This is a genomic window from Chryseobacterium hilariae (assembly GCF_051400735.1).
GTDB lineage: Bacteria > Bacteroidota > Bacteroidia > Flavobacteriales > Weeksellaceae > Chryseobacterium.
The window spans coordinates 1,377,623-1,389,907 of record NZ_JBLFFJ010000001.1 but is presented as its reverse complement, the minus strand read 5'-3'; the positions used below and the strand labels follow the sequence as shown (position 1 = coordinate 1,389,907).

Here is a 12,285-nt window from a genome sequence, read left to right as displayed (position 1 = left end):
GTGTAATTTTAGGATTAAAAATAAGAACGAAAATACGCAATTTTTTCGTGAAAAAACTTAAAATTTCTAGAAAAGGGTATAACCTAAAATTATAGATGTTGTGTTATAGTTTGAACTCAGATAACGGTAGCTTTTGAACAGATTTCTTGAAGTTCCTATTCGGAATTCAGCACTGAATTTGTTATTGTACTTAAATCCGGCTCCGAACACAAAATTATTTCCTGATTTTATGTCAAATGCTCTTTGATATTGAATAAAACTTGAACTCATTTTAATATCTACAACATATCCTAAGTTGATAAAAATTTTTGAGTCATTGTTAAGGAAAAAATAATGCCTTATACCAAAAGGTATTTCTATTGATTTGTAATCTATAGTGCTTTTTGTTTTATGGTTGCCTGGATCAACAATTGTTTCTGCTTCACTTTTGTATGATTGATAAGTTGGTTCTACAAAAAGGGCCCACTTATTTTTATTAAAAGGTAAAATAAACTCAGCTTCTAATCCTATTCTAAAAGATATTTTGTTTTCAAAATTTGTTTCATCAGTATCAAAGGTGTCCAAATAGGAGGTACTAAATGAAGTAAAATTAATTCCGGGCCTGATATTCAGATTAAAAACATCTTTTTTCTTTTTTTCCTGCTCATATTTTACAATTTCACCTCCGGAACATTCGTTATAAAGTACAAAAATATCTGTTAAGCTTTTTTCTGTGTATTCTGCTCTTTCAAGCAACTTGCTGTTAATACCGCAGTTCAGATTTTCAGCTATCTGCTTTTTATAATCTTCATTATATGCGATATTATTTTCAGTGATATAATAAGGTTTGTAAATAAGTTGCCGAGGTTCAGAACCGTTTAAAGTATAAAAAATTCTTTTTTTATATTCATTGCAATAGTATAGAAGCCCTGCTTTTCCATCTACAATGTAATTCAGAAATATAGTTTCTTCTTTAAACTCGGGGGCTTTATCGTCAGACATCTCCTTTAGAGCAGTAGAAGACTGATCAATCATTACCGTTTTTCTTATATACCTGCTGTTTCCATCTATGCCAAATTCTTGGATGTTTTTGATGTTTTCTTTTTTTATTTCTTGCTTTTCTTCAAGTTTATATTCAAACTCTACAGGATTATTTTTCCAGTCTAAATTTTTAATAAGGACTTCTGTTCTTTTTCCTTGGTTATCAATTAAGTACCCTTTTTCAAATTTAATCTGGGTATAATAGATACCAGAAAGAAGAAGCCCGGTTAACAGACTGATTTTTTTCATAATTTATGGATTAGTTTTTTAAATAAACAGGCTTAATTTCTATTTATAAAATGATTTTTTTAAAAGTGACAAATTTATAAATTAATCTTAATTTTGCAAGGTGAAAGTTCTAAATTCTGGTGCAGAAAAATATTCCCAACTTATAAAATCTAAAGCTGAACGTTTTGGATTTCAGAGTTGCGGGATCTCAAAGGCGGATTTCTTAGAAGAAGATGCACCGAATCTTGAAAAATGGCTTCAAAATAATTTCCATGGCGAAATGAAGTATATGGAAAATCATTTCGACAAAAGATTGGATCCCAGGCTGCTTGTAGAAGGTTCAAAGTCTGTTATTTCTCTCTCCTACAATTACTTTCCAAAAGAGGAAATCTCTGCGCTGGAAAACTATAAAATTTCAAAATATGCCTACGCAGAAGACTATCACGAGGTTGTAAAAGAAATTCTCCGCGAGATGGTTTCAGAATTGCAGCAGGAGATAGGAGAGTTCGGGTTCCGGGTTTTTGTAGATTCTGCACCTGTTTTGGAAAGAAGCTGGGCCAGGAAGTCTGGAATAGGCTGGGTAGGAAAAAATGCCAATCTCATTACAAAGCAAAATGGTTCCTTCTATTTTTTGGCAGAAATTATCTGCGATCTTGAACTGGTTCCGGACCATGCCACTACAGATCACTGCGGTACCTGTAGGAAGTGTATTGATGCGTGTCCTACCGATGCTATTGTTTCGGAGAAGATCATTGACGGAAGCCGCTGTATCTCTTATGCGACAATAGAGCTCAAGAATGAAATCCCGGATCATTTTAAAGACAGGATGGAAGACTGGATGTTCGGATGTGATATCTGCCAGGATGTATGTCCATGGAACAGGTTTTCTTCACCCAATCTTCAGAGCAGATTTGCCCCGAATGAATCCCTTAAAAATTTCAAAAAAGCAGAATGGAGAGAAATTACCCAGGAAATATTTTCTGAGATCTTCAGAAAATCCCCTGTTAAGAGAACCAAATTTGCTGGTCTGAAGCGGAATATTGAATTTTTAGAACGTTCTTCAGATAAGCTTTAGGATAAATTTTTGGTGACAAATCCTTATCTGGAATATTAAAGTCCCAAAGTTGAGGAGGATAAATGACCATCCCTTAAGCTGTCAGTCTTAAGGAGGTTAAGATTTAATTCAGTAAGAATCTCTGAAAAACTTTTCCTAAAAAGAAAAATTGACTTTCAGGAGACTAATGTCCCACAGAAAATCAACGTTTTTTTTGTACTCTTTTTGGAGCTGTTTTTACCCGTACTTTAAATCTTTTTTGTGATTTTGTATTTTTACGCATATTTGTGAATATTTCGTAACTAAATTTAATCATTTTTTCGATTAAAACAAATACTTTTACAGAAAATTGAAGATTAAATTTTATTAAAACATGAGTATTAAAATTGTACTACTGTATGTTCTGAAAACCTTAGGAATCATTTTGGGTATTGTTGCTCTATATGTTATTCTGGGGCTTTTGCTGCCGCTTATAGAAGTTTCTGCAGATAATGACGGGCAGCCGAAAGATATTCCGATTTATATCTATACCAATGGCGTACATACAGATATCGTAATGCCTGTAAAAAATGATCTTCAGGATTGGGGAGCAAAAGTTCCGTTTTCCAATACAAAATCAAAAAGGACAGATTACAGCTATATAGGAATAGGCTGGGGCGATAAAGGCTTTTATCTGGATACCCCGACATGGGCTGACCTGAAATTTTCCACTGCTTTTAAAGCGGCTTTCTGGCTCAGTGATTCTGCCATGCACTGTTCTTATTACAACAGCATGAAAGAAGGTGAAGACTGCAAAATGATCATGATCAGCAGAGATCAATATAAGAATCTGGTAAAATTTATAGAAGATAAATTCGACAAGGATCAGAACGGAAACTTTATCCTTATTCCTACCGATGCTGTTTATGATGTCAACGATGCTTTTTATGATGCTAAAGGAAAATACAGCTTCCTGAATACCTGCAATACCTGGGCAAATGACGCACTGAAAGCTGCAGGACAGAGAGCTGCGTTATGGACCCCGTCCGATTTTGGTATTTTCCGACATTACAAATAATTTCGAATGAAGATTTTTGCAGTAATTCTTGCCGTATACCTGGTACTTTCATGTACTAATGAATCTAACAGAAATTATCCCGCTGTAACAGATGCTTTTGTTAAAGAAGAAAAAAGACCGGAAGCAGATTTGTCCAAAATTACAGCAAAGGCCGAAGAAGCTCTGAAATTCTGTATTTCAGAAAAACTCAATACAGATTTTTGTATTCTGATCGATATGAGCCTTCATTCAGGAATTAAAAGGTTTTTTGTCTGGGATTTTAAAACGAAATCAGTGACCCAAAAATACCTTGTGGGTCATGGCTGTGGTTCAAATCCATGGAGTGCAGATGGCTCTAAAGATAATCCGCAGTTCAGCAATGAAGACGGAAGCCATCTTTCATCTTTAGGAAAATATAAGCTACAGGAAAGAGGTCACAGTGATTGGGGAATCAATATCAAGTATCTGATGCATGGTCTGGAGGAAACAAACAGTAATGCTTTAAAAAGATATATCGTTTTCCATTCCTGGGACCAGATGAGCAACGACGAAGTTTTTCCAAAAGGTTCACCCGAAGGCTGGGGCTGTCCTACAGTTTCTAACGATGCAATGAAAGAAATAGATCCTATGATTCAAAAGGCAGGAAAACCGGTTCTGATGTGGATCTATCAATAATACACAGAAAATTATGAGGCACCGTCTTATCCGTGAGCAACAGCTCAACTGCAATATAGAAACCGCATGGAAGTTTTTCTCCTCTGCCAGTAATCTTTCCGAGATCACACCGAAAGACATGAATTTTATCGTCCTGACTACAATGGAAAATGATGAAATTTATGAAGGAATGCTCATAGATTATTATGTTTCACCTTTGTTCGGAATAAAAATGAAATGGCAAACAGAGATCATTAAAGTGGATTTTCAGAAAAGCTTTATAGACTTCCAGAAAAAAGGGCCCTATAAACTATGGCATCATCATCATGAATTTATTCCCAATGAAAGAGGTGTGCTTATGAAAGATACCATTGATTACGAATTGCCAATGGGTTTTTTGGGTGAAATAGCGCACCCACTCTTTGTTAAAAAGAAACTGGAACATATTTTCGACTACCGCTATCAAGTACTGGAGAAAATGTTCAATAAAGATAAATTTAAGATACAATAAAAGCCACTCATAGAGCGGCTTTCTTTATTTTCTTACAAATCTGCCGTTGTGTAGCAGATCTGTTAATTATTTGATTAACTGTATATTAACAGCAGAGAATCCTTTTGGAGATTTTTCTTTCTCGAAAGATACTTTGTTCCCCTTTTTTACAGGATGTGCACAGCTGTTGTTGTGAAAGAAAACATTTTCTTTGCTGTTGTCTTCAGTAATGAAGCCATAGCCTTTCTCACTGTGGAAAGTGATGATCCCTGTCTTTCTGATGTCCTCCTCAATAATTGGAGCTGCACCAAGCTGGATCTCATCAATGTTTACCTCTTGTCTTTCTCTGCCTTCAGGAGGTGTAGAAGTAAGTCTGCCGAATTCATCTACATACATGAAAACATCTTCTGCTCCTTTGTTGTTATTCGTTTTACGATCTTCGCGTCTCAGCGCTTTTTCTTTTTGCTTTTGAATTTTTTTCTTGAAATTTTCTTTTTTAGAAAAAGAGTCTGCCATAAATTATTCTAGTATTTAATTTTATATTGTAATTTGTTATACCTGATCTGCCAAGTTTTGTAAAGCTGCAGTCATCCGTCTGTTCTTCTTTATGAAACGAACGTCGAAAGCAGTTTGTTTGGGCGTTCATCAGTAAAAGAAGTGATTTTTAAAAAATGAGGCGTCTGAAAAAGCGAGAACTGAAAAGAAAGAATTTCTATACTGTAACAGAGGGCAAAGGCAGCGGCCTATTAATTAATATACAAATATACGACAATTAACTGAATAAACCTATTTTAAATCATTGATTATCAAAAATGTATTTTCTCCTTTAAGGAGAGTACTCATTTCAAGAATTTAAATGTCAATAAAAAAATCCCCAGCATGCTGAGGATTGTGGAAAATAATATATTATAAAAATGAAGTGGTGTATAATATGACTCATACAGCATCAAATGTTATGCCTAAAAGTCACATGTTTTGGATTTTTTCATGCAAAAGTTCAATTTTAGAACAGTTTCAGAACGTATGCGGTTGGTATGTAATGTGATATATTCTTTATATAAATAAATATTTTTTTTAATAATTAATGGAATTCGCAATCATTACACTTCCTTTCTTTTATATACATTTTTAAGCTGTTGATATCTCCTGTTCATCATTTTTTTTATGTTTTTTTAATTTAGATTCATGAAAAGCAACTTCTATATCCGTGCAGCTCTTTCGGTTATTTTACTGATGCACAGTGTGGTATCCATTTTCAGCGGCGATATCAAAAATTTTGGCCGTCTTTACCTTGATACCATAGGTTTTAGTCCTTTTGGGATCTATATAGCCTGGGCTGTAAAACTGATTCATCTTTTCTCAGTATTTCTGATCTGGTCGGACAGGTTTTTAAAGGTAGTTTCTATCTGTAATATGATTATCCTGATTTTTGGAATTTATTTTGTCCACTGGCAAAATGGGTGGTATGTTGTAGGTGGTGGAATTAATGGAATTGAATTTAATATTCTTTTAATCTGCTGCTTTTTGCAGTTTATTTTTACCGGGAAGGAAGAAATCTGCAGTTCATAGACAATTCTGGGGATTAAAATGCTTGAATTTTTATTTTCCACTGAAAGATGGTATTTTGCATAGTAAATCCTATTACACTCAATGCCAGGCAGAAAATCAAAATTATATATCCATCTGCTCTTTTGGATACTGTATTATATTCTGGAAGTTTATCTGGACTTTTACTGGTCGAGGTATCAGTTTCCTGATGCAGAATGGCAGCTGAGGCTACAGAATACTGTTATTCTGGAACTTGGGTATCTTTTGGTTAAAATCCCATTGGCCTATGCCCTCCTGTATGTTTACGAAAGAACTGATATCAAACGACTTCTTACCTGTCTTCTCTCTGTTATTATTTTTATTGCTGCGGTCCTTGCTCACAGATTTTTTACCCATTATATCATTTATCCATATATTTATGGAGTTGTTGAAACATTGGATGCAAAACAGCCTTCAGGATTTATCAACGGGCTTGTGGCTTTCAACTCCTTTATGGATCTGATCTTTATGGCAGGTCTTATCTTTGGCGTTGAAATTACCAGACAGAAAAACGTGCTGAAAGAACAGATTTCAAAGCTGAAATCAGAAAAGCTGGATCAGGAACTTACTATGTTGAAAGCCCAGATCAATCCCCATTTTTTATTCAATACACTGAATAATATTTACGGAATGGCTCTTAAAAAAGCCGATGAAACCCCTGATGTCATCTTACAGCTTTCCAAAGTGATGCGGTATAATATTTATGAGGCAGCCGAACGGTATATTTCTATAGATAAAGATGTAGAGAATATCAAGGATTTCCTTCAGATCCAAAAGATCCGGCATCATGACCTTGTGATTCGCTTTAATGAGAATATCGATAATCCTTCCCAGGAGATTTCCCCGCTTATTTTGATCCAGTTTGTGGAAAATGCTTTTAAACATGGTGTTTCAGAAACCTTTGGAAAAAGCTTTATTCATATTGATATTCAGCTGAACAACGGTGTTCTTCATTATCATATTGAAAATTCAAAAGAAGAAAAGCCTCACGGAAATTCTACAAAAATAGGACTGAAAAATATCCGGAGACAGCTTGAGCTGCTTTACCCAAAGCACATTCTCACCGTTGAAAGTACTAGTGAACGCTTTATTGTAACCTTAATTATTGACCTTAATGATACATTCCGCTTCTAAAAAATACAGCTGCCTCATCGTGGAGGATGAACCGATAGCTGCAGAGATCCTGGAAAATTTTGTTTCAAGAGATGAAGATCTTCATCTGGTGGCAAAATGTTCCGATGCTGTTTATGCCGGAAGTCTTTTAAACAGATATGATATTGATCTGATGTTTCTGGACCTTCACCTTCCGGTGGTAAAAGGCTTTGATTTCCTGAAAAAACTAAAAAATCCGCCTCTTGTTATCGTGACTACGGCCTATCACCAATATGCGGTAGAAGGTTATGAGCTTGATATCGTAGATTATCTGATGAAGCCTATTCCCTACGACAGGTTTACCAAAGCAGTTGAAAAATTTAAATACCTGATGAATGCAGAGGAAGCTTTATTGGAGGCAGCAGACCGCGAGCATATTTTTATCAGCAGCGGAAAAAAGCAAATTAAAATTGTTCTTCATGACATTTTTTTTATTGAAAGCTTACGGGAATATATTCACATTCACACCAAAGGTGGAACGATCACGGTGAAAATGCCAATCAGCAGGATAGAGGAAAGCCTGGATCCTAAAATATTCGTGAGAATTCACAAATCTTACATTATTTCCAAGCCTAAAATTGAAGTACGCTCTGCCAGCATGATACAGGTGATGGGAAAAAAACTTCCGATTGGCAGGACCTATAAGCCTTCCATTGAGTTGTAAGCCTTTATAGACTTAAAGCTTTATTTGATAGCTGTTTCTTTTATTCTTCTTCAATTTTGACCAATTTTGAACTGTTAAACAAATCACAGGAACTTACTACAGTAGTAATAAAGATTAAAGAAAACAATGACCGATTGCAGTAATTAGAATATATGTGGATGTTAGTATTCTGAGGAATACGGATTGGCTTAATCATCTTAAGCCAATTTTTATTTGATATAATCCGACAAAAAACCTCCGGTACCAAAATTGTGATACCGGAGGTTTTAGTTATATTTTAAGGATTATGAAACTTTCATTTCTTTTTTGTCCCGGATACTTTTAATAATAAAGAACAGTCCGAGGAAAAGAAACGGAATGCTTAAGATTTGCCCCATATTCAGGCTCATTCCTTTTTCAAAATCGACCTGATCCACTTTTATAAATTCTACAAAGAACCTCACAATAAAGATCAGTAGAGTAGTGATGCCGAAGTAAAAACCTTTCCCAACCCTAAAGATGTTTTTGGTATAAATAAAATACACCGTAAGGAAGATTATTAGGTAGCAGATCGCCTCATACAGCTGGGCAGGATGTCTCGGAATATTGTCTATCTGCCTGAATATAAAAGCCCATGGCGCATTAGAAGGCGTTCCTATAATTTCGGAATTCATGAGATTGCCCAACCTGATAAATGCTCCGGCCAGAGGAGTGGCAATAGCAATCACATCCAGAACAGTCATAAACTTAATGGAAAACTTTCTGGCATACACCAGAAGCATGATAATAAGTCCAATTCCGCCGCCGTGGCTTGCCAGTCCTGCGTATCCTGAAAAATGATAGGCTCCGTCGGCACCTTTTTGAATGGGTAAGAATATCTCGATTGGATGCTGAGAATAATAATCGAAATCGTAAAAAAGGCAGTGCCCCAATCTTGCCCCTACTAAAATCCCTATGAAGGCATAAGAAAAAAGGGCTTCATGTGCCTGCTGGCTTAAATTTTCTTTTTTATAGATGGTCTTTAGGATTGTATAGCACAGAACAAGTCCGGCCAAAAACAGTAAGCCATAATATTTAAGAGGGAATCCGGAAATATTGAAGATTTCAGGACTTACATCCCAGTTAACGTATAATACATTCATTGATGGTGGTTGTGGAATTATTTTTAAAGGACAAATATAGCAGATATAGCCGTTTTTAAGGAACATAAGCTAAACTTTAGGATATTTTGGGGGAATATATCATGTTTTTATCCCAATACAAAAAACCTCTCACATCAAGTAAGAGGTTTTGAACGGACATCGAATGAAGGGTATTGCTACTTATCAGTCAATGTTCGTTTAAACGTATATTCAAATTATGCTAACTTAACGTTAACTGCATTTAAACCTTTGTCGCTTTTTTGTACTTCGAAAACTACTTTGTCGTTTTCACGGATAGATCTTGTATCTAATCCTGAAGAGTGTACAAAAATGTCTTTACCTCCGTCTGCTGGAGAAATAAATCCGAAGCCTTTTGCTTCATTGAAAAATTTTACGGTGCCTTCTTGCATTGTAATAGTATTAAAAATTGTTGTATTAATTATCTTGCGGACTATTTTCTAAAACTTATCAGAAAAGTTGTCCATTTATTTTGTTGTGATTTAATGAATATATTGGAGTTTTTCCACGGGCATTATAAACCCTATCAGCTTCTGAATATTAGTTAAGTCAGAACGTTCCCCTTCATCACAGAAAGAAACGGCGGTTCCCTTAATTCCTGCTCTTCCGGTTTTTCCGATGCGGTGAACATAAATTTCAGGTACATTCGGAAGTTCGTAATTAACTACATAAGGAAACTCCTCAATGTCAATTCCCCTGGCGGCAATATCAGTGGCGACCAGAACACGGATTTTACTGTTTCTGAAATCTTCCACGGCCTGCTGTCTTGCCATCTGAGATTTGTTCCCATGGATGGCTGCTGCAAAAATTCCTGTACGTTCCAATTGTTTCACCAGTTTGTCTGCACCCTGTTTTGTACGTGTAAAAACCAGTGAACGTAAAATAGATACATCCTGCAGTATATTGATAAGCAGATCAGTTTTCTGAGTCTTTTCAACAAAGTAAACGGACTGATTAATGGTATGCATTGATGATGGAGCCGGATTTACCGTAATTTCCACAGGGTTCTTCAACATGGCATCTGCAAATTTTTGAACGTCTGGCGGCAGGGTTGCGGAAAAGAATAAAGTCTGTCTTTTTTGTGAAACCAGCTTCAGGATCTTTTTCACATCGTCTGCAAATCCCATATCAAGCATTCTGTCTGCTTCATCCAGGACCAGTATTTCAATTTTAGAGAGATCAATATGTCTTTGGCTTACCAAATCCAGCAGTCTTTCGGGAGTTGCAATGAGGATATCCACTCTTTTTCTCAGAGCAGCCAGCTGGCTTCCTGATAATACACCTCCAAAGATGGAAAGCTGTGACAGTGGTAAATATTTGCTGTAAACCTTAAAACTTTCTTCCAGCTGCAGGACCAATTCCCGGGTTGGAGTTAATATTAAAGTCCGTATTTCTTTATGATCTGGTGTATTTCTTTTTAATAACTGAAGAATAGGCATGGCAAATGCTGCCGTTTTTCCAGTGCCGGAGTGGGCATATCCTATAATATCCCTTCCTGCTAAAATATGGGGAACAGCAGTGTACTGTATCTCTGTAGGTTTGGAATATCCGGCTTCTGTAACGGCACGGACTATAGGATTTATTAAATTTAAATTTTTAAAACTCATCATATTCTACCGGAACATCCGGTTCTGAGTGGCCAAATCGGTTAAGATCTGAATTGTTGTCTTGTATTAAAATAATGAATATCAATTCTGATAAGCATTATCTTTAATTATTATTTTACTTTGCATTAACTTTGACAATAAATTCAGTTGGGAATATATTTGCTGAGCTTTGCAATATCATATCGTTCTTATTCTCAGGGACAGGATTTTATAAATCCGTACCGTTCTGAGCTTTATAACTACTTCAACCTGAAAACTTAGGAAGCAGTATTAAAAATTATTTAAAAAATAAGTTTTAATTGGGCAGCTGAAAAAGCAAAACTGAAAGAGAAAAATGAAGATTTTAAACTATTACAGAATAGCAAAAGGCAGAGACCTGTTTTTATAAATGCTTTGCAAAGCTACAATAAAGAAACTGAATATTGATTAGTTTAAATAATTGATTATCAAAAAATTATTCGTAGCTTTCGCACGTTAACTGAATTGTTTGCAACCAGCGGATGATTTTAAATCCGTACTTATGCAGACTTCTGTTCCTAAAACCAGCCCCCAACCCCAAATCTTAGAATCTCACTCAGACCAGCATGTGAGAATTGCGTACTTCATTATGGTACACCACAAGCCGGAAGTGTTCAAAGTGATGTTTCAGAAGATCTATACCAGAGATCAGTTTTATCTTATTCATATCGACCGGAAAGCTAAAGAAGAGATAACCGATGAGATTCAGATGTTTCTTGTGAAGTTTCCGAATGTTTATATTCTGGAAAGCATCAATATTGTTTCCGGAGGATTCAGTATGATTCAGGCTGAGCTTGATGCCATGGAATTTCTGCTTAATGTCAGCCAGGAATGGGATTATTTTGTTAATCTGAGCGGTGAAGATTATCCTTTGAAATCGCAGAATATCATTAGGAAATTCCTTACAGCCAACAAAGGAAGGAATTATCTTTTCTATTATGATCAGAAGTTTTACCGTCCGGATACTCTCCAGAGAATACAGAATCATTTTACAGAACTGTCTTACAAGATTTCTTCTCTTATGTACAAAAGAGAATTTATGAAAGGTGTTACGCCCTACATAGGTGGAAAATGGGTTATTTTTACCAGAGATACCTGCGCTTTTCTCGCTAACAATAAAAGAGTGATGAATTTTGAGGATTATTACCTCCATACATTCCTGCCTGCGGAATCCTTCTTCCAGACTGTTCTTATGAATACTTCTTTTAACGATCTTATTGTAAATGATGATAAAAGAGCGGTCATCGAAAAACCGATATTCGGTAAGAAGCAGACATCAGATGAGCTTATTCTTTTTCTGAAAACTACTAATCACCTTTTCATCAGGAAAATAAATGAGAAAACCGAAGAAGAAGTTCTGAAATACATTGCAGAAAGCTATGATCTTCCTTTACCGAACGTAGATGAAGTAGAAAGAGAGCTGAAGATTGATAGACGGCAGGATAATTAATTTTTTTATTTCCTTAAAAATATTACCAAACATTCTTATCAATGATTTTAATTAAAACCTCCTGTGATTAACAAGAGGTCAATGAACATATAACTTATTTCAACTTAAATGTTCGTTAATAAGAAATCAAGATATCAGCATTGTGTTTTTTTAAGCTCTATTTCTATATTAAATATAAGTGATTTA

13 protein-coding genes are annotated in these 12,285 nt (G+C 35.4%); 8 read left to right on the top strand and 5 right to left on the bottom strand.

Going from position 1 to position 12,285, the window contains the following annotated elements; genetic code table 11:
- Positions 1-66: 66 nt before the first annotated feature.
- Complete coding sequence (locus ACMGDK_RS06350; protein WP_436807157.1) at positions 67-1,269, bottom strand: porin family protein; 1,203 nt, start codon at positions 1,267-1,269, stop codon at positions 67-69.
- A 100-nt stretch (positions 1,270-1,369) separates the two neighbouring features.
- Between ACMGDK_RS06350 and queG the strand changes: the two genes are divergently transcribed.
- The 4 genes from queG (at position 1,370) to ACMGDK_RS06330 (ending at position 4,503) form a co-directional block, all read left to right on the top strand.
- Positions 1,370-2,323, top strand: coding sequence for a tRNA epoxyqueuosine(34) reductase QueG (gene queG, locus ACMGDK_RS06345; RefSeq protein WP_436807156.1), 954 nt, complete (start codon positions 1,370-1,372; stop codon positions 2,321-2,323).
- 358 nt (positions 2,324-2,681) lie between these two features.
- Entirely contained in the window at positions 2,682-3,359 is a 678-nt protein-coding gene (locus tag ACMGDK_RS06340) for a TIGR02117 family protein (protein ID WP_436807258.1), read from the top strand.
- Between the two features lie 6 nt (positions 3,360-3,365).
- Positions 3,366-4,013 carry a murein L,D-transpeptidase catalytic domain-containing protein gene (locus tag ACMGDK_RS06335; protein ID WP_436807155.1) on the top strand — a complete coding sequence of 216 codons (648 nt, stop codon included), beginning with the start codon at positions 3,366-3,368 and terminating at the stop codon, positions 4,011-4,013.
- Between the two features lie 13 nt (positions 4,014-4,026).
- A complete protein-coding gene (locus ACMGDK_RS06330; RefSeq protein WP_436807154.1) occupies positions 4,027-4,503 on the top strand; it encodes an SRPBCC family protein in 477 nt (158 codons plus the stop codon).
- A 66-nt stretch (positions 4,504-4,569) separates the two neighbouring features.
- Here the strand turns inward: ACMGDK_RS06330 and ACMGDK_RS06325 are convergent, their stop codons facing one another.
- Positions 4,570-4,998, bottom strand: coding sequence for a cold-shock protein (locus ACMGDK_RS06325; RefSeq protein ID WP_436807153.1), 429 nt, complete (start codon positions 4,996-4,998; stop codon positions 4,570-4,572).
- Positions 4,999-5,667: 669 nt separating this feature from the next.
- On the opposite strand from ACMGDK_RS06325, the gene ACMGDK_RS06320 reads away from it, so the two are divergent.
- From ACMGDK_RS06320 to ACMGDK_RS06310, 3 genes are all read left to right on the top strand, one after another.
- A complete protein-coding gene (locus tag ACMGDK_RS06320; RefSeq protein ID WP_436807152.1) occupies positions 5,668-6,051 on the top strand; it encodes a DoxX family protein in 384 nt (127 codons plus the stop codon).
- An 81-nt stretch (positions 6,052-6,132) separates the two neighbouring features.
- Complete coding sequence (locus ACMGDK_RS06315) at positions 6,133-7,203, top strand: sensor histidine kinase (RefSeq protein WP_436807151.1); 1,071 nt, start codon at positions 6,133-6,135, stop codon at positions 7,201-7,203.
- On the top strand, positions 7,184-7,885 hold the full coding sequence (locus ACMGDK_RS06310) for a LytR/AlgR family response regulator transcription factor (RefSeq protein WP_436807150.1): 702 nt from the start codon (positions 7,184-7,186) through the stop codon (positions 7,883-7,885). The genes ACMGDK_RS06315 and ACMGDK_RS06310 overlap by 20 nt, the downstream gene beginning before the upstream one ends.
- Positions 7,886-8,169: 284 nt before the next feature.
- Here the strand turns inward: ACMGDK_RS06310 and lgt are convergent, their stop codons facing one another.
- The 3 genes from lgt to ACMGDK_RS06295 form a co-directional block, all read right to left on the bottom strand.
- Entirely contained in the window at positions 8,170-9,006 is an 837-nt protein-coding gene (lgt, locus tag ACMGDK_RS06305) for a prolipoprotein diacylglyceryl transferase (RefSeq protein WP_436807149.1), read from the bottom strand.
- Between the two features lie 215 nt (positions 9,007-9,221).
- A complete protein-coding gene (locus ACMGDK_RS06300) occupies positions 9,222-9,416 on the bottom strand; it encodes a cold-shock protein (RefSeq protein WP_034741125.1) in 195 nt (64 codons plus the stop codon).
- A gap of 90 nt (positions 9,417-9,506) precedes the next feature.
- The gene (locus tag ACMGDK_RS06295; protein WP_436807257.1) at positions 9,507-10,631 is read right to left on the bottom strand and encodes a DEAD/DEAH box helicase; all 1,125 of its coding nucleotides are present in this window, start codon (positions 10,629-10,631) and stop codon (positions 9,507-9,509) included.
- A gap of 520 nt (positions 10,632-11,151) precedes the next feature.
- Between ACMGDK_RS06295 and ACMGDK_RS06290 the strand changes: the two genes are divergently transcribed.
- Positions 11,152-12,099, top strand: a complete 948-nt coding sequence (locus tag ACMGDK_RS06290) for a beta-1,6-N-acetylglucosaminyltransferase (RefSeq protein ID WP_436807148.1) — start codon at positions 11,152-11,154, stop codon at positions 12,097-12,099.
- Positions 12,100-12,285: the final 186 nt, after the last annotated feature.